The following is a 22,288-nucleotide window of genomic DNA, read 5'->3' as shown; positions in this document are numbered from 1 at the left end:
GCTTGAGACAGAAGAGAGGTGTGGCAAGGCCGAGAAACCGGCTCGGCTTCGATAACCCAAGGGACGGGCGCAGAGTCCGCAGGCGCAGCCGCTGCCCGCGCGTGGACCGCGGTGGCGAGCACCTCACCGTCGATGCTCGCTGTTTCGCCGCCCTGCGGACGTACCCACGCAGCTGGGAGAAGCGGCCGCGCACCCTCTCGCGAACATCCGGCCCGGCCCTTCCCTGATGCAAGGCAGCGGTGATCCGCTAGCCGCGGATCAGGTTCCGCAGCACGTACTGCATGATGCCGCCGTTGCGGTAGTAGTCCGCCTCACCGGGGGTGTCGATGCGGACCACCGCGTCGAACTCCACGCCCGTGTCCGTGGTGACCTTCACCGTGCGCGGGGTCGTGCCGTCGTTCAGCTCGGTGACGCCCGTGATGGCGAAGGTCTCCTCGCCCGTCAGGCCCAGGGAGGCGGCCGTGGCGCCCTCCGGGAACTGGAGCGGGAGGACGCCCATGCCGATGAGGTTCGAGCGGTGGATGCGCTCGTACGACTCGGCGACGACGGCCTTGACGCCGAGCAGCGCCGTGCCCTTGGCGGCCCAGTCGCGGGACGAGCCCGAGCCGTACTCCTTGCCCGCCAGGATGACCAGCGGGGTGCCGGCGGCCTGGTAGTTCTGCGAGGCGTCGTAGATGAAGGAGACCGGGGCGCCCTCGACGGTGAAGTCGCGGGTGAAGCCGCCCTCGGTGCCCGGCGCGATCTGGTTGCGCAGACGGATGTTCGCGAACGTGCCGCGGATCATGACCTCGTGGTTGCCACGGCGCGAGCCGTAGGAGTTGAAGTCGCGGCGGCCCACGCCGTGCTCCGTGAGGTACTTGCCGGCCGGGGTGTCGGCCTTGATCGCACCGGCCGGGGAGATGTGGTCGGTGGTGACCGAGTCGCCCAGCTTGGCCAGGACGCGCGCGCCCGCGATGTCGGTGACCGGGGTCGTCTCCATCTGCATGCCCTCGAAGTAAGGGGGCTTGCGGACGTAGGTGGACTGCGGGTCCCACTCGAAGGTGTTGCCGGTCGGGATCGGCAGCGCCTGCCACTGCGCGTCACCCGCGAAGACGTCCTGGTAGGACTTGTTGAACATGTCCTCGCCGATGGCGTTGGCCACGACGTCGTTGACCTCGGCCTCGGTGGGCCAGATGTCCTTGAGGAAGACCGGGTTGCCCTCGGTGTCGGTGCCGATCGCCTCGGTGGTGATGTCGACCTTCATCGAACCGGCGATGGCGTACGCGACGACCAGCGGCGGGGACGCCAGGTAGTTCATCTTGACGTCGGGGTTGATCCGGCCCTCGAAGTTGCGGTTGCCGGAGAGTACCGAGGTGACCGCGAGGTCGTGCTCGTTGATCGCCTTCGAGATCTCCTCGTCCAGCGGACCGGAGTTGCCGATGCAGGTGGTGCAGCCGTACCCGACGAGGTTGAAGCCCATCTTGTCGAGGTACGGCGTGAGGCCGGCCTTGTCGAAGTAGTCGGTGACGACCTTCGAGCCCGGGGCCAGCGTGGTCTTGACCCACGGCTTGCGGGTCAGGCCCTTGTCCACGGCCTTCTTCGCGACGAGGGCCGCGGCGACCATGACGTACGGGTTCGAGGTGTTGGTGCACGAGGTGATCGCGGCGACGGTGACGGCGCCGTGGTCGATCTCGAACGAGGAGCCGTCGGCCAGGGTGACCAGCGTCGGGCGGCTCGGCACGCCGTTGGCGGAGGCCGGGGCGTCGGAGGCCGGGAAGGACTCCTTGCCCGCCTCGTCGTCGTCCTCGACGTAGTTGCGGACGTCGAGCGCGAACTGCTGGGCGGCGTTCGCGAGCACGATGCGGTCCTGCGGGCGCTTCGGGCCGGCGATGGAGGGGACGACCGTGGAGAGGTCGAGCTCCAGCTTCTCGGAGAAGTCCGGCTCGGCGGCCGGGTCCAGCCAGAGGCCCTGCTCCTTGGCGTACGCCTCGACGAGGGCGACCTGCTGGGCGTCGCGGCCCGTCAGGCGCAGGTACTTCAGCGTCTCGTCGTCGATCGGGAAGATCGCGGCGGTGGAGCCGAACTCCGGCGACATGTTGCCGATGGTGGCACGGTTGGCCAGCGAGGTGGCGGCGACGCCCTCACCGTAGAACTCGACGAACTTGCCGACGACGCCGTGCTTGCGCAGCATCTCGGTGATCGTGAGGACCAGGTCGGTGGCGGTGGTGCCCGGGTTCAGCTCACCGGTCAGCTTGAAGCCGACGACGCGCGGGATGAGCATCGAGACCGGCTGGCCGAGCATCGCGGCCTCGGCCTCGATGCCGCCGACGCCCCAGCCCAGCACACCGAGGCCGTTGACCATGGTGGTGTGCGAGTCGGTGCCGACGAGGGTGTCGGGGTAGGCCTGGCCGTTACGGATCATGACCGTACGAGCGAGGTGCTCGATGTTGACCTGGTGGACGATGCCGGTGCCCGGCGGGACGACCTTGAAGTCGTCGAAGGCGGTCTGGCCCCAGCGCAGGAACTGGTAGCGCTCCTTGTTGCGGCCGTACTCCAGCTCCACGTTCTGCGCGAACGCGTCCTTGGTGCCGAACTTGTCGGCGATGACGGAGTGGTCGATGACCAGCTCGGCCGGGGAGAGCGGGTTGACCTTCGCCGGGTCGCCGCCGAGCTCCTTGACGGCCTCACGCATGGTGGCGAGGTCGACGACACAGGGCACGCCGGTGAAGTCCTGCATGATCACGCGGGCCGGCGTGAACTGGATCTCCTGGCTGGGCTGCGCCTGGGAGTCCCAGCCGCCGAGCGCCCGGATGTGGTCGGCGGTGATGTTCGCGCCGTCCTCGGTACGGAGCAGGTTCTCCAGCAGCACCTTCAGGCTGTAAGGGAGGCGCGCGGAGCCCTCGACCTTGTCCAGCCGGAAGATCTCGTACGACTCGTCGCCCACCTGCAGCGTGCTGCGGGCGTCGAAGCTGTTCGCCGACACGACAGTCTCCTTCATATATGTGCGCGTTCCACCGCATCCTGCCGTCACGCGGGATAGCCAATCCGCTAAGGTAAGGCTAAGTTAGGTCACCCTTACCGCCACTGTGACGATGCGTGCGGCCGCGGTGCGCCTCGGCAGATATCTCGATGTCGAGATAACTCTAGTACATGGGCGGCCGCTGGTCATGCGCGGGCACGCGCCCTGATACACCCGGGGTAGTCGAGGCATGCCCTCACGAAGGGGCGAAAACGGTCGAAGGCGGCCGGTCGTCGCGACCGCCGGCCGACGTGGTCGTCACGGCCAGTCGACCATCGCGACGAACGTCACGTAGGAACAGATGACGCAGAGCGGGGCGAGCACGGCGAACAGGACGCGGCGGGGCGCGAGGCGCCGCCGCCACGGCAGCACCCAGCTCACCAGCAGCAACGTCAGGGCGAGCAGCAGACCGGCCTGGAAGACGGCGAAGGCGGTGTCGAAACTCGGTGTGAAGCGCGCGTTCTGCGCCTGGTCGCAGCTGTCGCAGGCCATCGGCGAGAGCCCGGCGAAGACCAGGGCCAGGAAGGCGGCGGGGAGCGTCAGGACCGTGGAGATCACCGGCGCGGTCCAGCGGCTGGGCATCCGGTCGTCGAACCGGGCGACGGCGGCGCGGAGGTTGTCGTCCTCGACACTGGCGGAGAGCTGCTTCGGCATGGGAACAGCCAAGCCGCGCCACGCGCGCGTGGCATGAGTACGCGTACTCGGAGTGGACCGGCCGAACGTGGGTAGCCGCACCCGAGTGGAGTCGGACGCGAGCCCTCCGGTTGCTGGGCGGCGGCCGTCCCCGCAGCATCAGAACTGACGGTGTTTCACCTGGGTTCCGCACACGATCCCCACGCGAACCCCACCCGGACGGCGCACCCCAACAGGAATCTCATCTCATATGTGAGATAACCTGCCGCCATGTCAGACGACTACCTCGTACGCATCGGCAAGCTCATCCGTGACGCCCGTCAGCACCGGGGCTGGACACAGACGCAGTTGGCCGAGGCTCTGGGCACGAGCCAGAGCGCCGTGAACCGCATCGAGCGCGGGAACCAGAACATCAGCCTTGAGATGATCGCCCGCATCGGCGAAGCACTCGACAGCGAGATCGTCTCGCTCGGCTACGCCGGGCCCATGCATCTGCGGGTGGTCGGCCGGCGCCGTCTCTCCGGCTCCATCGACGTCAAGACGAGCAAGAACGCCTGTGTGGCGCTCCTCTGCGGCTCCCTCCTCAACAAGGGCCGCACGGTGCTGCGCCGGGTGGCCCGTATCGAGGAGGTCTTCCGGCTCCTGGAGGTCCTCAACTCCATCGGGGTGCGCACCCGCTGGATCAACGACGGCGTCGACCTGGAGATCGTGCCCCCGGCCGACCTCGACATGGACGGCATGGACGCGGACGCCGCCCGCCGGACCCGCTCCATCATCATGTTCCTCGGCCCGCTGCTGCACCGTATGGACCGTTTCCGGCTGCCGTACGCGGGCGGCTGCGACCTCGGTACGCGCACCATCGAGCCGCACATGATCGCCCTGCGCCGCTTCGGCCTGGACATCACGGCCACCGAGGGCATCTACCACGCCGAGGTGACGCGGACCGCGCCGGACCGCCCGATCGTGCTGACCGAGCGCGGCGACACGGTGACCGAGAACGCGCTGCTGGCCGCCGCCCGCCACGACGGCGTCACCGTCATCCGCAACGCCTCCTCCAACTACATGGTCCAGGACCTCTGCTTCTTCCTGGAGGCGCTGGGCGTACGGGTCGACGGCGTCGGCACCACCACGCTGACCGTGCACGGCGTGCCGAACATCGACGTGGACGTCGACTACTCGCCCTCCGAGGACCCGGTCGAGGCGATGAGCCTGCTGGCCGCCGCCGTGGTCACCGAGTCGGAGCTGACGATCCGCCGGGTGCCGATCGAGTTCCTGGAGATCGAGCTCGCGGTCCTGGAGGAGATGGGCCTGGACCACGACCGCTCCGCGGAGTACGCCGCCGACAACGGCCGCACCCGGCTGATCGACCTCACGGTCCGCCCCTCCAAGCTGGAGGCGCCGATCGACAAGATCCACCCGATGCCGTTCCCCGGGCTCAACATCGACAACGTGCCGTTCTTCGCGGCGATCGCGGCCGTGGCGCAGGGCAAGACCCTCATCCACGACTGGGTCTACGACAACCGTGCGATCTACCTCACGGACCTCAACCGCCTCGGCGGTCGCCTCCAGCTGCTCGACCCGCACCGGGTGCTCGTCGAGGGCCCGACCCGCTGGCGCGCCGCGGAGATGATGTGCCCGCCCGCCCTGCGCCCGGCGGTGGTGGTCCTGCTCGCGATGATGGCGGCGGAGGGCACGTCGGTCCTGCGCAATGTGTACGTGATCAACCGCGGCTACGAGGAGCTGGCGGAGCGCCTCAACTCGGTGGGCGCGCAGATCGAGATCTTCCGGGACATCTAGCAACCACGCACGCGTGGGTCCCCGGTCCCTGAGATCGTCCCCGCCGGGCGGCCTCAGGGACCGGGGGTCACTCCGCCCTGGAGGCGTTCCAGGTCCGCGGGACGGACCTGGATGGCCAGCAGGGCTATCACCGCCGCCACGATCGCGAAGATCGCGGCCACGATGAAGGCGGTGGCGACCCCGGAGGCGAGCACCTGGTCGCTCCAGGGTCGCGGGAGCTGACCGGTGCGCTGGAACGCCAGGCGCTCGGCGGGGTTCGCCTGGCGCAGGAACTTCGGCACCTGGTCGCTCGCCTCGTTGCGGCTGGCCGTGCCGAAGACGGTGACCAGGATGGACAGCCCGAGCGAGCCGCCCACCTGCTGGGTGGCGTTGAGCATGCCCGAGGCGGCGCCGGTCTCGTGCACCGGTACGCCCGAGACGGCCATCAGGGTCAGCGAGACGAAGTTCAGGCCCATGCCGAGGCTGAAGACGAGCATCGGGCCCAGGATGCTGCCCGCGTACGTGGAGTGGATGTCGGTGAGCGTCAGCCACGACAGTCCCGCGGCGGCCAGCACCGAGCCCGTCACCATGAACGGCTTGGGCCCGTACTTCGGCAGCAGTTGCGAGGCGATGCCCGCGCCCACCGCGATGACGGCGCTGACCGGCAGGAAGGCGAGCCCGGCCTTCAGCGGGCTGAAGTCCAGCACGTTCTGCACGAACAGGGTCAGGAAGAAGAACATGCCGAAGATCGCGGCGGCGAGGCTCAGCATGATGCCGTAGGTGCCCGCCCGGTTGCGGTCGGCGAACATGTGCAGCGGGGTGATGGGACGCTCCGAACGCCGCTCCACCAGGACGAACACGATGAGCAGCAGCACGGCGGCGCCGAACGACCCCAGGGTGTACGGGTCGCGCCAGCCCTCCTGGGCGGCCCGGATGAAGCCGTAGACCAGCGCGGTCATACCGAGTGTCGAGGTGAGCGCGCCGAGGAGGTCGAAGTGCCCGGGATGGCGCTCGGACTCCTTGATGTGCCGGGGCGTGGCGAGCACGATCAGCGCCGCGATCGGCACATTGACGAAGAACACCCAGCGCCAGTCGAGCCATTCGACGAGGATGCCGCCCGCGAGCAGGCCGATCGCGCCGCCGCCCGCGGAGACCGCCGCGAAGACGCCGAACGCCCGGTTGCGCTCGGGGCCTTCGGTGAACGTGGTGGTGATCAGGGCCAGCGCGGTCGGCGAGGCGATGGCGCCGCCGACGCCCTGGAAGGCGCGCGCGGCCAGCAACTGGCCGGAGTCCTGGGCCAGTCCGCCCAGCAGGGAGGCGATCGCGAAGAGTATGACGCCGAAGACGAAGACGCGGCGCCGGCCGAGGATGTCGCCGGTCCGGCCGCCGAGCAGCAGCAGACCGCCGAAGGTGAGCGTGTAGGCGCTGACCACCCAGGCCAGGCTGGTCGTGGAGAAGTCCAGGGCGCTCTGGATGTGCGGAAGGGCGATGTTCACGATGGTGATGTCGAGCACCACCATCAACTGGCACGAGGCGATGACCAGGAGCGCGATCCCCTTGCCGCCGCCTCTGCTGTCGGGGGCGGCGGTGTCGGTCGTGGGTGTCGGCTGCGAACTCGTCATGGCGGACCTGCCCTCGTACGAGGGACAGTGGACGGATCCCGTCCACTTGTCGACCGTAAACCCGGGCCGGGGCCGTCACCAGTCGATCAAGGCCCGCGCCCGGCCCGGTCAAGAACCGGTGCGGGCGCGGGCCTTCACCGCCGCGAAGCCCTCACCGTACGGGAGTCACCGCGGCCGTCACCCTGCGGTGGTCACCGCTTGCCCAGCGTGCGCTTGGGGCGCGGCTCCACCGGTTCGTCGCGGGCCTGCGCCCACAGCGAGCGGACATGGCTCAGGTGGCGGGCCATGCACTCCTCGGCGGCGCGTTCGTCGCCCGCCACCATCAGGTCGAGGAGCTCGATGTGCTCCTCGGCGGAGGAGATGAGCTGGCCGCGCTCGTCGAGCCTGGTCAGTCCGTAGAGGCGGGAGCGCTTGCGCAGATCGCCGACGGTCTCGACGAGCCGCTCGTTGCCCGCGAGGCCGAGGAGCTGGAGGTGGAAGCGGCGGTCGGCGTCGAGATAGCCGATGAGGTTGTGCTCGCGGGCGTGGGCGACGATCTCCTCGGCGATGGGCCGGAGTTCCTCCAGCTGCTCCACGCTCGCCAGCTGGGTGACCCTGCCGACGGTGGGCACCTCGATCATCGCGCGGAGCTCGGTGTACTGGTCGAGGTCGCGCTCGCTCACCTCGGTGATGCGGAAACCCTTGTTCCGTACGGGTTCGACGAGCCCCTCGCGGGCCAGGTCCAGCATCGCCTCGCGGACCGGGGTGGCCGAGATGCCGAAGTCCGCGGCCAGCCCCGGGGCGGAGTAGATGTTGCCCGGGCGGAGTTCACCGGCGACCAGGGCGGCGCGCAGGGCGTGGGCGACCTGGTCGCGCAGGCGTTCCTGGGCCGTGATGAGATTGCGCTGTTTCAGGTCGCCCATGGCACTTCCTCCGTGAATCCGCGGAGGCTCAGCGTACAATGTCACGTTGCTCTGCCGGGTCGCACCGTGCACGGTGCAGTGCCGCCGCCACTGCCAGATCCTCCCAGGACATACCCACGCTTTTGAAGAGGCGGGGGCGGTCGGGTGGAGCGGTGGCCCGCCCGTTGACGAGCTCGGCGAGGGTGCCCGCGATCCGGCCGGGCCCGATCGCCCCCTCGTTCAGCGGGATCAGCAGGTCCCCCGCCTCGCGCAGAGCCACCGCCCGTGACTCCACGTACACCGCCGAGCGCCGCACCAGCTCCGAGTCGGTCTCGCGGGCGCCCGGCTCGTGCGAGCCGACCGCGATCACGGTCGCCGTGTCCGGGACGAGACGGCCGTCGAACAGCGGCTCGCGGGCGGTGGTGCAGCAGATGACGAGGTCGGCGTCGCGGACGTCGTCCGGGGTTCCCCCGCACGCCTCCACACCCAGCGTCCGGGCGTACGCCACCAGCGCCTCACCGGCCTCGGGGCTGCGGGCGACCACGGTGACGGCCTTCAACTCCCGTACGGCCAGAGCCGCTCGAAGGTGCCCGTACGCCTGCGGGCCCGCGCCGAACAGGACGAGGCGGGCCGCGTCCGGCTCCGCCAGGTGCGCGAGCGCGACGGCGGAGACGGCCGGGGTACGCAGGGTCGTCAGGGCCGCGCCGTCCAGGAGCGCGAGCGGCAGCAGGCTCGCACCGTCCAGGAGCAGATAGCTGCCGGTGATCCGGGGCAGGCCGCGCGCGGGGTTGGCCGGGGCGACGCCCGCGATCTTCACCCCCGCGTACGCCCCGGAGGCGGCGGGCATCAGCAGCAGTTCGCCCGCCGCGACCGGCAGGTTGACGCGCGGCGGGTGCGGCTCGGGGGCGCAACCGCCCCGCGGGGCCGCTCGCCACGGCGTGCGGCAGCCACTCCCCCGTGGCCGCGTCCCGTACGACCGTCCAGACGTGGTGGGAGGCCAGGTGGGTGACGCGGCCGGCGGCGCGGTGGGCTTCGAGCCGGGACGCGCGCGTGGCGAACGCCTCCCAGTCGTGGTGCAGCGCCTCGGGCCGGGCGGCCCCCAGGCCGGGCGCGGGGTGCCGGTAGAACTGCCCGCCGGGCCGCTCCCCCGCGTCCAGGACCGTGACGCTCAGGCCGAGGTCGGCGGCGGCCACGGCGGCGGCGAGCCCGGCGGGCCCGGCACCGACGACGGCGAGGTCGGACAGTTCAGCGGGCTCAGTGGGTTCAGCACGTTCAGCGCGTTCAGAGGGTGAGGTCGGCATGGCCCGTGCCCTCCTGGGTGGTGATGACGTCGCCGGGGCGGGCCGCGACGAGGCAGGCGCGCTGGTTGGGGCGGCCGTTGACGGTGGCGAGGCAGTCGTAGCAGGCGCCGATCCCGCAGAACGCCCCCCGTGGCTCGCCCCCCGCGCGCGTGGTGCGCCAGGAGAGGATCCCGGCGGCCCAGAGGGCTGCGGCGATGCTCTGTCCGGGTAGGGCGGTGAGCGTGCGGCCGTCGAAGGTGAGGGCGAAGGCGGGCCCGGGCGTCGCCCGGACGAGGGCGGCGGGCGAGGGCGCGGCGGGCGAGGACCCGGTCGCGGTGCCGTTCGGGACGGTGGGCCTCGCCGCGTCCTTCTGTGCCAGGTCACCGGTGAACCTGTTCCACCACCGGGCACGCGGCGCGCCGGAACGCCCGCCGTCCTCCGTCTCGTACACCTTCCTCATCAGCCGACCCCCCGCTCGTGCTCGTGCTCGTCCCCCGCGAACCGGTCCGGCCTGAAAGGACGCAGGTCCAGGGCGGTTCGCTCGCCCCGCAGCGCGGAGGCGATCAGCAGACCGGTGGCCGGGGCGAGCCCGATGCCCGCGCCCTCGTGGCCGCACGCGTGCAGCAGGCCCGGCACCCGGGGGTCGGGGCCGATCGCGGGCAGATGGTCGGGGAGATAGGGGCGGAAGCCGTGGTACGTACGGATCGCGCGGACGCCCGCGAGGACCGGGAAGAGCGCGGCGGCCTGGGCGGCGAGGCGGCGCAACGCCTCGGTCGACAGGGTGCGGTCGAAGCCCACCCGCTCGCGTGTCGCGCCGATCAGGACCGGCCCCGAGGGCGTCCCCTCGACCACCGCGGAGGACTGCAGCGCGGCCGAGCCGCTGGCGACGTCCGCGATGTAGTCGGCGGCGTACACCTTGTGCCGCACCAGACGCGGCAGTGGTTCGGTGACCAGGACGAAGCCGCGGCGCGGCAGTACCGGCAGCGAGGTGCCCGCGAGGGCCGCGATCTCGCCGCCCCAGGTGCCCGCCGCGTTGACGACGGCCGGGGCGAGCAGGTCGCCCTCCGGGGTACGGACGCCTCTGATCCGGCCGTCCGGCCCGGTGAGGACCTCCTTGACCGCCCGCTCCAGATGGACCTCGGCGCCGAACTGGCGTGCCGCCCGCAGCAGTTGGGCCGCCGCCTGGGCGGGGTGCACCTGGGCGTCCTGCGCGTAGCGGAAGCCGCCCGCGAGGCCGGGGGCGAGATGGGGCTCCAGGTCGTACAGCCGCTCGGGGGTGATCTCCCGCGCCTGCACGCCGGCCTTGCCCTGCTCCTCGGCGAACGCGCGCAGCGCCGTGAGGGCGGTCTCGTCACGCGCCACGACGAGACCGCCCTTGGGCTCGTACTCGATCTCCGGTGGGAGGACGTGAGCGAGGTCGCGCCAGAGTCGGGTGGACAGCAGCGCGAGGTCGAGCTCGGGGCCCGCCTCCTTGTCGGAGACGAGCAGATTGCCTTCCCCCGCACCCGTGGTGCCGCCCGCGACGGGACCGCGGTCGACCACCGCGACGCGGAGTCCGGAGCGCCCCGCGTAGTACGCGCAGGCCGCACCGACGACTCCGGCGCCGACGATCACGGCGTCCAGGGGGTGTCTCTTGGGCACCACAGTAATATGTCACATTCTTCTAGCACGGCCAAGGGCCGGAGCGGTCGGAGTCGCCCCGGCCCTTGGAGAGCGGACGTCAGCTGCGCAGCGGGCCCTCACAGGTGTAACTGGAGGTTCCGCCGGTCTTGTCGGCCCAGATGTCGACCGCCCCGAAGGAGCAGTTCATGTCGGCCAGGTTGTTGCCGCCCCTCTCGGCCCGGCCCAGGAGGAAGTAGTCGACGGTCTCGGACATGTCCTGGAAGACCTGGTCGGCGTCGTTGGCGTCCCCGAGGCGCGCGGTGATCTTGCCGGTGCAGATGAAGCGGTGGTAGCCGGGGGCGCCGTTGTCGACGCAGTCCGGGTTGCTGGAGGTGGCCTTGGCGAAGGCCGCGCGGACGTCCGAGGCGCGGGAGTAGCGCAGCTTGGCGTTGGGCGTGTACGTGGTGTTGGGGACGAAGAGCGTGTCGACCTTGGCGATCTGCTCGTCCAGGAACGTGTCGTACGCCTTCTGCAGACCCGCGTCCCGGCCCATCCGGTCGCGCCAGGCGTCGAAGCCGGCCGGGTCGTTCGCCCGCAGGTTCGCGTACATCTCCCGCAGCAGCGAGGGGCGCTCGTTCCACAGGAACTCGAAGAAGGTTCCCGCGTAGTTGTAGAAGCGGAATCCGTCGCCGTCGTACGTGGCGTGCAGCAACTGGTTGACCGACATACGGGGGCCGCCGCCCGCCGTGTCGTTGATGATGCCCTTGACGAGCGACTTGCGTACGGCGATGCCGTCGTCCCGGGTCCCGCCGTCGAAGAACTCGGCCGTCCCCTCGTCCATCGCGGTGGTGCGGTCGCCGGTGTACCAGGGGCCCTGGCCGAACGTCCCGGGCACCGCCCAGCGGCCGTTGAGGTAGTGCGTGTACTCGTGCCGGAAGAGCTCTTCGAGGGTGAGCGAGGAGTCCTGCGGCACCCGGCGCTGGTAGGTGTAGAAGGTCGCGCCCTCCTCGATGTACATCCCGCCGTTGTTGGTGGAGTACCCCGTGAGGAACGGCTGGTAGACTTCGTAGTCGGCGCGCGAGGCGTACAGGTGGATGTGCAGGGTGGTGTTGGGGTCTCCGGCGAGCGGCTTGTCGGTCCCGAGCACCCGGAAGAACTGCGACTTGACCTGCTTGCTCGCGTAGTAGAGCTGGTCGATGGTGGCCTTGTCGAGGGCGGTGCGGACCTGGATGGCGCCGTTGTCGTAGGTATACGTGTGAGTGAAGAGCTGGTTCTCGATCTGGTCCTTGCACACGTTGTACGGGGCGCACTGGCCGTAGACGTTCAGCCAGCTCGCGAGCGACAGCCAAGGGGCGCTCAGCTTGCCGAAGTTCGTCGCCGTGGTCGGCAGCAGGGTGCCGAGGTCGGGGACGATCTGGCTCTTGACGGCGTCGATCTGGCCGAAGCGGCCGTACTCCGACAGCGCGTCGCGGGCCACCCAGGCGTTGTCCGTGCCCTTGAGGTGGGTGTAGCCGGAGAAGACGCGGAAGGCGGCGCGGTAGGCGGGGTCGGCGGCCGCGGCGGCCTGGAACGCGGTGTCCTTGTTGCCCGGGTAGACGCCGAGGTAGTTGACGGAGAGCGCGGCGAGCGCGGCACCGGCCCAGTCCTTGCTGGTGGCGGTCGGGGTGCCCGGCGCCATGGTCGCCAGGGCCCGCTTGATCAGCGGGAGTTGGTGCTGGCGCAGGCCCGGCGCGCTCGCCGCGTAGAGCGCCTCGCGCAGGGTCTGGGCGTTCTGCGGGGTGACGTCGAAGGTGCGCGCGGCGGAGCCGAGGGCGGCGACGGCCCCCCGCATCGCGTCGACCGTGGGCTGGTCGGTGACGTCTATCTCGCCGTGCGAGTAGTCCTGGAACGCGACCGCGTGGAGATAGGTGAACAGCTCCAGCAGATGGCTGCCGTTCTTGCCGTCGTGGGACGCGGCGAGGCTGGTGGCGCGGTGGGCGACGGCCTGCACATGGGCGTCGGACATGACCGGCGCGAGGCGCGCGTCCCAGGTCCAGACGAGGCCGCGCAGACAGCCGTCGGCGGTGACGGCCGGGTCGGTGAGGAAGTCGGCGAGCCCCTCCGGGCTCAGCCCGGTGATGCCGTCGAGGGTGCACGCGACCCCGGCGGCGCGCAGTGCGGAGTGGGCGGCCGGGACGACCGCGCGGGTCTGCGGCCCTGCTATTCGGCCTTCCTGCTGCCCACCGGGCGCGGGCAGCTGACGGGCCGTCTGCTTGGGTGCCTTGGCGAGGTGGTCCACCTGGTCGAAGGGGTTCGCGCCCGGGTTCGCGGGCGGCGTGGGCCGCGCGGCGAGGGAGGCGGGGAGCGCCTGCGAGGCGTCGGCCTTCGCGGGGTGCGGCGCCTGCGCGGCCTGGGCGGCCTGCCCTGCGGTGACGAGCAGGGTCGCCGCGACGGCGGCGGCGAGCAGCGGCTTGCGCGCGGATCTGAGCTGGGACACCGAAAGCTCCTGTGTGGGAGGTGACTTGGGGGGTGGCGCGGCGGTGCGGGGATGCGCGTGGTGCGGCTGCGGCCCCTGGAGCGGGGGTGCGGCGAAACCGTCCCGAAAGAAAAGGGGCGAATTACCCTGCTCCGTACGGCACTTGGGGAACTGATTGGGCCGCAGCTGTGAGCTGTAACATAGTAATGTGAAATTGCACTGACAAGACTTGTGCAGCCCCTATTTCCCCGGCCGTCACTTCGGGGTGGGTCAGTTGCTAACGATCAGCCGGGATTTGCCCGTAGTTGTCTTTGCGCCGACGACTGTCGGCCAGGGGCTGTCGGTCAAGGGCCGTCCCCCGATGGCTGCCGGCCGCCGTCAGTCCAGCACCGCGAACCCGTCCAGCTCCACGCGTGCCTGCTCGTCCCACAGCCGCACCACGCCGATCACCGCCATCGCCGGGTAGTCGCGTCCGGCCAGCCGGCGCCAGACGAGGCCGAGTTCATGGGCCTGGGCGCGGTACTCGGCGACGTCCGTGGTGTAGACGGTGACCCGGGCCAGATCCGCCGGAGTGCCCCCGGCCGCGGCGAGCGCGGCGAGGAGGTTGGTGAGCGCGGTCCGGAACTGCTCGGGCAGCGTCTCTCCCACCACCTTGCCGTCGGCGTCGAGCGCGGTCTGCCCGGCGAGGAAGACCAGCCGGCTGCCGGTGGCGGTGACGGCGTGACTGAAACCGGTGGGCGGGGACAGCTCGGCGGGGTTCACCCGGTGGAGGCTCATCGGTACAGCTCCTTCGCGATGATCGTGCGCTGCACCTCGGTCGCGCCCTCGTAGATCCGCGGCGCGCGCACCTCGCGGTAGAGGTGTTCGAGCAGATGACCCCGGCGCAGCGCCCGCGCGCCGTGCAGCTGGACGGCCGCGTCGACCACGTACTGCGCGGTCTCCGTGGCGAGCAGCTTCGCCATCGCCGCGCACTTGGGGACCTCCGGCTCCCCCCTGTCGTACGCGGCGGCCGCCGCGTAGACCAGCAGGCGCGCCGCCTCGGTGCGGGTCGCCATCTCGGCGACCTGGTGGGCGACCGCCTGGAGGTCCTTGAGCGGGCCGCCGAACGCGGTGCGGCGCGCGGTGTGCGCGACGGTCGCGTCAAGGGCCGCCTGCGCCATGCCGACCGCGAAGGCGCCGACGCTCGGCCGGAACAGGTTCAGCGTGCCCATGGCGACGCGAAAGCCCCGGTCGGGCTCGCCCAGGACGTCGCCGGGGCCGACGCACACCCCGTCGAAGACGAGCGTCCCGACCGGGTGCGGGGAGAGCATGTCGAGGGCGGTGCCGCTCAGCCCCGGCCGGTCGGCGGGGACCAGGAAGGCGGTGACGCCGCGCGCCCCGGCGCCCTCGGTGGTCCGGGCGAACACGGTGCAGAAGTCGGCCTCGGGGGCGTTGGAGATCCAGCACTTCTCACCGCTGAGGCGCCAGCCGCCGTCGCCCGGCTCGGCCTTGAGGGCGAGGGCGGCCGCGTCGGATCCCGCGTCCGGCTCGCTCAGCGCGAAGGCCGCCACGGCCCGCCCCGAGGTGACCTCGGGCAGCCAGCGGGTGCGCTGCGCCTCGGTGCCGTGCGCGGCGACGGGGCGGGCGCCGAGCCCCTGGAGGGCGAGCGCGGTCTCCGCCTCGGTGCACGCGTACGCCAGCGCCTCGCGCATCAGACAGAGGTCGAGCGCGCCCGAGGTGAACAGCCGCTCCAGGAGGCCGAGCTCGCCGAGGGCGGCGACGAGTGGCCGGTTCACGCGTCCCGGGTCACCCTTGTCCGCAAGAGGACGCAGCTGTTCCGCGGCGGTGGCGCGCAGTCGCGCGCACCACTCCCGCTGCTCCGGCTCCAGCGCGAATGCGGGCATGGCGGCCCCTCTCGTGTCGCGTCCAGTCTCGCTGTGCACCCGCCGTGTTCCGTCCACCGACTCCCGGATCCCGAGCCGGACGAGTCATGAACCCGACGTCCGAACCGACCTGTGGGCCCGACTCGTTGAACCTGCTCTTATCGCGAACCGTTGACTGCCGTCATCCAAACGATACGCTCCAGATGCGACAAGGGGGCGATCCCGTATGGAGCTGAAGACCTCAGCGCATGCCGACACGTTTTCCCGCGACCATCTGCCGCCCGCCGATCAGTGGCCGGAACTGGTCTTCGACCTCCCTGAGCTGCGCTATCCCGAGCGGCTCAACTGCGGCGCCGAGCTCCTGGACCGCACGATCGAGCGGTTCGGCGCGGACCGTCCCGTCTTCCGCACGACGCAGGACGCCCCGTGGACGTACGGCGAGCTGCGCACCCGGGTCGACCGGATCGCCCACGCACTCACCACCGGGCTCGGTGTGGTCCCCGGCAACCGGGTGCTGCTGCGCGGGTCCACCACGCCGTGGCTGGCCGCCTGCTGGCTGGCGGTGATGAAGGCGGGCGCGGTGGCCGTCACCGTACTCGCCCAGCAGCGGCCGCACGAGCTCGCCACCATCTGCGAGCTGGGCCGGATCGGGCACGCCCTGTGCGACGCGCGCTCGCTGGAGGACCTGGAGAAGGCGGCTGTGCCGGGGCTGCGCATCACCCCGTACGGCGGCGGCACGGCCGACGACCTGCTGCGCCTGGCCGACGCGCCCACGGCCAGGGAGCCGTTCACGGCCGTGGCGACGGCGGCGGACGACGTCGCCCTGATCGCGTTCACCTCGGGCACCACCGGCCGCCCCAAGGGCTGTATGCACTTCCACCGGGACGTGCTGGCCATCGCGGACACCTTCGCCCGGCATGTGCTGCGCCCCCGGCCCGACGACGTCTTCGCGGGCAGCCCGCCGCTCGGCTTCACCTTCGGCCTCGGCGGCCTGGTGATCTTCCCGATGCGGGCGGGCGCCTCCTCGCTGCTGCTCGAACAGGCGGGCCCCAAGCAGCTGCTGCCCGCGCTCGCCCGGCACCGGGTCTCCGTCCTGTTCACCGCGCCGACCGCCTACCGGGCGATGCTGGAGGAGCTCGACGGGTACGACGTGGGGGCGCTGCGGCGCTGTGTGTCGGCCGGGGAGAACCTGCCCGCCGCGACCTGGCGCGCCTGGCACGAGCGCACCGGCCTGCGCATCATCAACGGCATCGGCGCCACCGAGCTGCTGCACATCTTCATCTCGGCGGCGGACGACGAGATCAGACCGGGCGCCACGGGCAAGCCGGTGCCCGGCTGGCACGCGCGCGTGGTCGACGCCTCGGGTCAGCCGGTGGCGGACGGCGAGCCCGGTCTGCTCGCGGTGCGCGGTCCGGTCGGCTGCCGCTATCTGGCCGACCCCCGCCAGTCGGAGTACGTCCAAGGGGGATGGAACCTCACCGGCGACACCTATGTGCGCGAGCCCGACGGCTACTTCCGCTATGTCGCCCGCGCCGACGACATGATCATCTCGGCCGGGTACAACATCGCGGGCCCGGAGGTGGAGGACGCCCTGATGCGCCACCCCGACGTCGTGGAGACCGCCGTGATCGGCCGCCCCGACGAGGCGCGCGGACAGGTCGTCGTCGCGTACTGCGTACTGCGCGACGGGATGGTGGGCGCGGGCCCGGAGGTGGAGGACGCCCTGATGCGCCACCCCGACGTCGTGGAGACCGCCGTGATCGGCCGCCCCGACGAGGCGCGCGGACAGGTCGTCGTCGCGTACTGCGTACTGCGCGACGGGATGGTGGGCGGCGAGGCCACGGCCGGGCTGCTGCGCGACCATGTGAAGGCCGAACTCGCCCCGTACAAGTGCCCGCGCGAGGTCGTCTTCCTGGACGCCCTCCCCCGGACGCCGACCGGCAAGCTGCAGCGCTTCCGGCTGCGGGCCCTAGAGTGATCACGTGGCCGAGCAGCACACCCCCCGATCCCTGATCGTCACCCTCTACGGCGCGTACGGGCGCGAGACGGCCGGCTCCCTCGCGGTCGCCGAGCTCATCCGCCTGCTCGCCGCCGTGGGCGTGGACGCGCCCTCCGTACGGTCGTCGGTCTCCCGGCTCAAACGGCGCGGACTCCTGGTGCCCGAGCGCACCGCGAGCGGCGCCGCCGGGTACGCGCTGTCCGCCGACGCGCGCCAGCTCCTCGACGACGGCGACCGCCGTATCTACCCGCACGCGCGGCCACGCGCGCGTGACGGCTGGGTCCTGGCCGTCTTCTCGGTCCCCGAGTCGGAGCGCAACAAGCGCCATGTGCTGCGCTCCCGGCTCGCGGGGCTCGGCTTCGGCACGGCGGCGCCCGGCGTGTGGATCGCCCCGGCGCGGCTGTACGACGAGACGCGGCACACCCTGGAACGGCTCCAACTCGCCCCGTACGTCGACCTGTTCCGGGGCGAGCACCTGGGCTTCGCGCCGACGGCCGAGGCGGTCGCCCGGTGGTGGGACCTGACGGCGATCGCCAAGCAGCACGACGAGTTCCTGGGGCTGCACGAGCCGGCGCTGCGGGCCTGGGAGGCGCGGACCCAGTCGCCGGCCGAGGTGTCGCCCGAGGATGCCTACCGGGACTATCTGCTCGCCCTGGACTCCTGGCGCCGGCTGCCGTACGCGGACCCGGGCCTGCCCTCCGCCCTGCTGCCGCCCGACTGGCCGGGCGAGCGCTCCGCCGAGGTGTTCCGCCGGCTGCACGCCCGGCTGCGGGACGCGGGGGCGGGGTTCGTACGGCGGGAGGGCGAGGCCTGACGGAGGCGCCCGCCCCCTCAGTAGGATGACGAAGTGACGGATGAGGACAGGCGCGCCCGCAGACGGGGGCAGGGCGAGCTGGAGGCCCAGGTCCTGGCGGAGCTGCGGAACGCGGCGGGGCCGGTGACCGCCGGCTGGGTGCGGGAGCGGATCGGCGGAGCGCTCGCGTACACCACCGTCGTGACCATCCTGTCGCGGCTGCACGCCAAGCAGTCGGTGACCCGGGAGCGCGCGGGGCGCTCCTTCGTGTGGACGCCGGCCGACGAGGCCGGGCTCGCCGCGCTGCGGATGCGCAAGGTGCTGGACGGCGAACCGGACCGGGGCGCGGTGCTGGCCAGCTTCGTCACCGCCCTCTCGCCCGACGACGAGCGGCTGCTGCGTACGCTCCTCGACGGCGCCGAGGCGGAGACCGGGGACTGACGCGGTGGGTGTGTTCGTCTTTCTGCCGCTCGTCCTGCCGCTGACCGCCTGGCCGATCGCCCGGCTGGCCGAGCAGCAGCTGCATCCCCGCGCGGCGACCTGGCTGCTCGCGGCGGTCGGCGGCGTCCTCGCCGTGTGCAGCACGCTGTGCCTGATGCTGCTGATGGTGGTGGGCACGGCGCAGTTGCCGGGCAATCCGCTGCCCGACGCGTGGGCCGACCCCGAGGTGCGGGCGGTGCTGCCGTACGACGAGGTGGTGGGCCGGGCGGCGATCCCGCTCCTGGTTACGGTCGCCGGGGCGTGCGCGCACCTGGTGTGGCTGCACCGGCGGGTGCGCACACGCGCGGCCCGGGCACTGGCCGGGCTGCCCGCCTCCGAGGGCAGGCTGGCCGTGCTGCCGGACGACGCCCGGGCCTATGCGTACGCGCTGCCGGGCGGGCGCGGTACGGCCGGGGCGCGCGGGCGGATCGTCGTGTCGCGCGCGATGCTGGAGAGCCTCGACGCGCGCGAGCGGCAGGCGCTGATCGCGCACGAGGAGGCGCATCTGACGGCGGGCCACCACCGCTTCCTCCTGGTGGCGGGGCTCGCGGCGCGCGCCAACCCGTTTCTGCGCCCGCTGCGCACCGCCGTGGCGTACACCGCGGAGCGCTGGGCGGACGAGGACGCGGCGCGGGCGGTGGGTGACCGCAGGACGGTGGCCCGGGCCATCGGCAAGGCCGCACTGGTGTCGCGCCCGGCGGCGACGGGCCGGGGCGCGGCGACCGCACTGGCGGGGTTCGCGGTGGCCGGGCCGGTGCCGCGCCGGGTGGCGGCGCTGCTCGGCCCGGTGCCTGCGGCACCAGCGCTGCCGCCCGCGTGGACGGCGGCCGGGCTCGCGCTGTGGACCGCCGCGGGCGGCGCGGCGGCCTCGGCGCTGGCGTCGGCGAACGCGACCGTGACGCTCTTCACGGTGCTGAAGGCCGCGACCGTACTGTGAACGACCGCACCGCGCGCGACCGTACGGGTGACGACCGTGCGGTGACGGGCCGCCCGGGCGGGCGGCCCCGCTCGGCGAACAGCCGCTCCTACAGGTCGAATTCGGACGGCGCCAGGCCCAGCGCGTAGCAGGCCTCGCGCACGACGGCCTGCTCCGTCTTGTCGAAGTCGCCGTCGGCGCCGCCGATGACGATGCCTATCTGGATCACCGCGCGTGCCTCGGCGGGCTTCTTCTTCGCCTTGGCGACCTCCTGCAACACACTGACCTTGCCGAAGTCGAAGTCGGCGGTGAGCTTGTCCAGATAGTCGTCGAAGCGGCGCTGGAGGTCGTCGGCCGGGAAGTTCTGCAGCACCTCGTTGGTGGAGATGAGCTGCGCGACACGGCGCCGCTCGGACGGGTCCACGGTGCCGTCGGCCGCGGCGACCAGGGCGCACATCGCCATGCTCGCATCCCGGAACGCGCCGCTCTTCAGGTCGTTCTTCTTGGCGAGCAGCTGCGTCTGCATGGTCGACGCGGACTCCTTGAAGCGGTCCCACAGGGCCATGAGGTCTCCATCTGGTCTCGATAGTCACTTCTACAACGCTGTAGAAACTGACGGGCGGGCCGAATGGTTCCCACGCTGTGCCATTTCCTCTGTCATTCACTGTGAGCCGCGGCTCACTTCAGGGTGAGGCGTGGCTTGGGCGCGTCCGTGCGTCCGGTCGGAGGCCTGCGGCTGCCCGCCCGGTACGGCGCCGGCCAGGGCGCCCCGGGTCCCGAGTAGCCCTGCTCGGCGGCCGCGTGCAGGGTCCAGTGCGGATCGTAGAGATGGGGCCGGGCGAGGGCGCAGAGGTCGGCCCGGCCCGCGAGCAGCAGCGAGTTCACGTCGTCCCAGGACGAGATCGCCCCGACCGCGATGACGGGCACGCCGAGCGTGTTGCGGATGCGGTCGGCGTACGGGGTCTGGTAAGAGCGGCCGAACTCGGGCCGCTCGTCCGCGACGACCTGCCCGGTGGACACGTCGATGGCGTCGGCGCCGTGCGCGACGAAGGCGCGGGCGATCTCGACGGACTCCTCGGCGGTGGTGCCGCCCGGCGCCCAGTCGGTCGCGGAGATACGGACGGTCATCGGCCGGTCGTGCGGCCAGATGCCCCGCAGCGTGTCGAACACCTCCAGCGGGAAACGCAGCCTGTTGGCGAGGGAACCACCGTAGGAGTCCGTGCGTTGGTTGGTGAGAGGGGAGAGGAATCCGGAGAGCAAGTAGCCGTGGGCGCAGTGGAGTTCTAGCAGGTCGAAGTCGCAGCGGGCGGCCCGCCAGGCCGCCGCGGCGAACTGCTCGCGGATGTCGGTCAGCCCCGTGCGGTCGAGCGCGTGCGGGACCTGGTTGACACCGGGCCGGTAGGGCAGCGGTGAGGGGGCGGCGAGGGGCCAGTTGCCGTCGTCGAGCGGCTCGTCGATGCCTTCCCACATCAGCTTGGTCGAGCCCTTGCGCCCGGAGTGGCCGAGCTGGACGCCGATGGCGGTGCCGGGGGCCTGCCGGTGCACGAAGTCGGTGACCCGGCGCCAGGCCGCCGCCTGCTCGGGGGTGTAGAGACCGGTGCACCCGGGAGTGATGCGGCCCTCCGCGCTCACGCACACCATCTCGGTCATGACCAGGCCCGCGCCACCGAGGGCCCGGGCGCCGAGGTGGACGAGGTGGAAGTCTCCGGGCAGGCCGTCGATGGCGCTGTACATGTCCATGGGAGAGACGACGACACGGTTGCGCAGTTCGAGCCCGCGCAGCCGGAAGGGGGTGAACATCGCGGGTGTGCCGGAGGAGCAGGGGAAGTCGCGCTCGACGGCGCCGGTGAAGCCGGGGTCGCGCAGCCGCAGGTTGTCGTGGGTGACCCGGCGGCTGCGGGTGAGCAGGTTGAAGGCGAACTGCCGGGGCGGCTGGTCGAGGTAGAGCGCCAGCTCCTCGAACCAGCGCAGGCTGGCGGCGGCCGCGCGCTGGGTGGACTCGACGACGGGCCTGCGCTCCCGTTCGTACGCGGCGAGGGCGTCCGCGAGGGTCGGCTGCTCCTCGACGCAGGCGGCCAGGGCGAGCGCGTCCTCGACGGCGAGCTTGGTGCCGGAGCCGATGGAGAAGTGCGCGGTGTGGGCGGCGTCGCCGAGCAGCACGGTGTTGCCGTACGACCAGTGCGCGTTGACGACGGTACGGAAGACGGTCCAGGAGGAGTTGTTGCTCCGTAGCGGCCGGTTTCCCAGGGCGTCCGCGAAGATCTTGGCGCAGCGGTCGACCGAGCCCTGCTCGTCGAGCTCGTCGAACCCGGCCGCCCGCCAGACCTCTTCGCGCATCTCGACGATGACGGTGGAGGAGTCGGCGGCGAACGGATAGCCGTGCAGTTGCATCACGCCGTGCTCGGTCTCGGCGATCTCGAAGCGGAAGGAGTCGAAGGCGAAGTCGGCGGCCAGCCAGATGTAGCGGCAGCGGTGGCCGGTGACGCGCGGCACGAAGTGGGCGGCATGCGTCTCGCGGGTGGCGCTGCGCACGCCGTCGGCCGCGATGACCAGGTCGTATCCGGTGGCGAGTTCGGCGGCGGGCGGCGCTTCGGTGCGCAAGCGCAGCTGTACGCCGAGTGCGCGGCAGCGCTGGTGCAGGATCTCCAGGAGCCTGCGCCGGCCGAGCGCGGCGAAGCCGTGCCCGCCGGAGGTGAGGGTGCGGCCGCGGTGGACGATGTCGATGTCGTCCCACCGGACGAACTCGGCCTTCAGCGCCTCGTACACCACGGGGTCGGCGTGCTCGATCCCGCCGAGCGTCTCGTCGGAGAGGACGACTCCGAAGCCGAAGGTGTTGTCGGGGGCGTTGCGCTCCCAGACGGTGATCTCACGTTCGGGGCGGAGCCGTTTGAGCAGTGCGGCGGCGTACAGCCCGCCGGGGCCGCCGCCGATCACCGCGATCCGCTGCGGCCGCTCGGCGGGGGCCGCGCCGCTGCCCCGGGGCCCGGGCAC

The 22,288-nt window shown here is 71.8% G+C and carries 15 protein-coding genes and 3 pseudogenes; 5 read left to right on the top strand and 13 right to left on the bottom strand.

Going from position 1 to position 22,288, the window contains the following annotated elements; translation table 11 throughout:
• Positions 1–247: 247 nt before the first annotated feature.
• Together acnA and A8W25_RS25690 are read right to left on the bottom strand one after the other, a co-directional pair.
• Positions 248–2,977 carry an aconitate hydratase AcnA gene (gene acnA, locus A8W25_RS25695; protein WP_199831830.1) on the bottom strand — a complete coding sequence of 910 codons (2,730 nt, stop codon included), beginning with the start codon at positions 2,975–2,977 and terminating at the stop codon, positions 248–250.
• 279 nt (positions 2,978–3,256) lie between these two features.
• Positions 3,257–3,652, bottom strand: a complete 396-nt coding sequence (locus A8W25_RS25690; protein ID WP_234386576.1) for a hypothetical protein — start codon at positions 3,650–3,652, stop codon at positions 3,257–3,259.
• Between the two features lie 249 nt (positions 3,653–3,901).
• Between A8W25_RS25690 and A8W25_RS25685 the strand changes: the two genes are divergently transcribed.
• A complete protein-coding gene (locus A8W25_RS25685) occupies positions 3,902–5,428 on the top strand; it encodes a helix-turn-helix domain-containing protein (RefSeq protein WP_067165506.1) in 1,527 nt (508 codons plus the stop codon).
• A gap of 53 nt (positions 5,429–5,481) precedes the next feature.
• Here the strand turns inward: A8W25_RS25685 and A8W25_RS25680 are convergent, their stop codons facing one another.
• The 9 genes and pseudogenes from A8W25_RS25680 to A8W25_RS25640 all read right to left on the bottom strand — a co-directional run bounded on the left by A8W25_RS25680 (position 5,482) and on the right by A8W25_RS25640 (position 15,130).
• Entirely contained in the window at positions 5,482–7,029 is a 1,548-nt protein-coding gene (locus A8W25_RS25680; protein ID WP_067165503.1) for an MFS transporter, read from the bottom strand.
• Positions 7,030–7,220: 191 nt separating this feature from the next.
• Positions 7,221–7,931 (bottom strand): GntR family transcriptional regulator, encoded by a 711-nt coding sequence (locus A8W25_RS25675; RefSeq protein WP_067165500.1) that lies wholly within the window; start codon positions 7,929–7,931, stop codon positions 7,221–7,223.
• A gap of 28 nt (positions 7,932–7,959) precedes the next feature.
• A pseudogene (locus A8W25_RS35130) lies at positions 7,960–8,796 on the bottom strand (ornithine cyclodeaminase family protein); the annotation flags it as partial.
• A gap of 133 nt (positions 8,797–8,929) precedes the next feature.
• Positions 8,930–9,211, bottom strand: a pseudogene (locus A8W25_RS35630) (FAD-dependent oxidoreductase); the annotation flags it as partial.
• Positions 9,192–9,503, bottom strand: a pseudogene (locus A8W25_RS25660) ((2Fe-2S)-binding protein); the annotation flags it as partial. The pseudogenes A8W25_RS25660 and A8W25_RS35630, both read right to left, overlap by 20 nt.
• A gap of 146 nt (positions 9,504–9,649) precedes the next feature.
• Entirely contained in the window at positions 9,650–10,831 is a 1,182-nt protein-coding gene (locus A8W25_RS25655) for an NAD(P)/FAD-dependent oxidoreductase (protein WP_067167205.1), read from the bottom strand.
• Between the two features lie 79 nt (positions 10,832–10,910).
• Positions 10,911–13,268: a collagenase gene (locus tag A8W25_RS25650; RefSeq protein WP_067165494.1), complete on the bottom strand. Its 2,358-nt coding sequence runs from the start codon at positions 13,266–13,268 to the stop codon at positions 10,911–10,913.
• Positions 13,269–13,625: 357 nt separating this feature from the next.
• Positions 13,626–14,024, bottom strand: coding sequence for a RidA family protein (locus A8W25_RS25645; RefSeq protein WP_067165492.1), 399 nt, complete (start codon positions 14,022–14,024; stop codon positions 13,626–13,628).
• Positions 14,021–15,130: an acyl-CoA dehydrogenase family protein gene (locus A8W25_RS25640; protein WP_067165490.1), complete on the bottom strand. Its 1,110-nt coding sequence runs from the start codon at positions 15,128–15,130 to the stop codon at positions 14,021–14,023. Before A8W25_RS25640 ends, A8W25_RS25645 begins: the two co-directional genes overlap by 4 nt.
• A 205-nt stretch (positions 15,131–15,335) precedes the next feature.
• Here A8W25_RS25640 and A8W25_RS25635 point away from each other — a divergent pair, with 205 nt between their 5' ends.
• Genes A8W25_RS25635 through A8W25_RS25620 form a run of 4 tightly spaced genes read left to right on the top strand, consistent with a single transcriptional unit; the run spans position 15,336 to position 19,318 of the window.
• Positions 15,336–17,087, top strand: coding sequence for an AMP-binding protein (locus A8W25_RS25635; RefSeq protein WP_079126381.1), 1,752 nt, complete (start codon positions 15,336–15,338; stop codon positions 17,085–17,087).
• Positions 17,088–17,091: 4 nt separating this feature from the next.
• Entirely contained in the window at positions 17,092–17,922 is an 831-nt protein-coding gene (locus tag A8W25_RS25630) for a PaaX family transcriptional regulator C-terminal domain-containing protein (RefSeq protein WP_067165487.1), read from the top strand.
• Positions 17,923–17,955: 33 nt separating this feature from the next.
• On the top strand, positions 17,956–18,342 hold the full coding sequence (locus A8W25_RS25625) for a BlaI/MecI/CopY family transcriptional regulator (protein WP_067165484.1): 387 nt from the start codon (positions 17,956–17,958) through the stop codon (positions 18,340–18,342).
• 4 nt (positions 18,343–18,346) lie between these two features.
• Positions 18,347–19,318, top strand: coding sequence for a M56 family metallopeptidase (locus A8W25_RS25620; RefSeq protein ID WP_067165481.1), 972 nt, complete (start codon positions 18,347–18,349; stop codon positions 19,316–19,318).
• 88 nt (positions 19,319–19,406) lie between these two features.
• On the opposite strand, the gene A8W25_RS25615 is transcribed toward A8W25_RS25620, so the two are convergent.
• Positions 19,407–19,862: a tellurite resistance TerB family protein gene (locus A8W25_RS25615; RefSeq protein WP_067165479.1), complete on the bottom strand. Its 456-nt coding sequence runs from the start codon at positions 19,860–19,862 to the stop codon at positions 19,407–19,409.
• 113 nt (positions 19,863–19,975) lie between these two features.
• A complete protein-coding gene (locus tag A8W25_RS25610; protein WP_067165476.1) occupies positions 19,976–22,288 on the bottom strand; it encodes a bifunctional salicylyl-CoA 5-hydroxylase/oxidoreductase in 2,313 nt (770 codons plus the stop codon).

This window comes from Streptomyces sp. ERV7, assembly GCF_001653515.1.
Lineage (GTDB): Bacteria > Actinomycetota > Actinomycetes > Streptomycetales > Streptomycetaceae > Streptomyces.
This window is presented reverse-complemented; position numbering and strand designations above follow the sequence as displayed.

Coding starts and splice junctions, on each gene's coding strand:
- A8W25_RS25675 (WP_067165500.1), bottom strand. CDS start 7,931: ATGGGCGACCTGAAACAGCGCAATCTCATCACGGCCCAGGAACGCCTG.
- A8W25_RS25685 (WP_067165506.1), top strand. CDS start 3,902: ATGTCAGACGACTACCTCGTACGCATCGGCAAGCTCATCCGTGACGCC.
- A8W25_RS25690 (WP_234386576.1), bottom strand. CDS start 3,652: ATGCCGAAGCAGCTCTCCGCCAGTGTCGAGGACGACAACCTCCGCGCC.
- A8W25_RS25635 (WP_079126381.1), top strand. CDS start 15,336: ATGGAGCTGAAGACCTCAGCGCATGCCGACACGTTTTCCCGCGACCAT.
- A8W25_RS25640 (WP_067165490.1), bottom strand. CDS start 15,130: ATGCCCGCATTCGCGCTGGAGCCGGAGCAGCGGGAGTGGTGCGCGCGA.
- acnA (WP_199831830.1), bottom strand. CDS start 2,977: ATGAAGGAGACTGTCGTGTCGGCGAACAGCTTCGACGCCCGCAGCACG.
- A8W25_RS25680 (WP_067165503.1), bottom strand. CDS start 7,029: ATGACGAGTTCGCAGCCGACACCCACGACCGACACCGCCGCCCCCGAC.
- A8W25_RS25615 (WP_067165479.1), bottom strand. CDS start 19,862: ATGGCCCTGTGGGACCGCTTCAAGGAGTCCGCGTCGACCATGCAGACG.
- A8W25_RS25645 (WP_067165492.1), bottom strand. CDS start 14,024: ATGAGCCTCCACCGGGTGAACCCCGCCGAGCTGTCCCCGCCCACCGGT.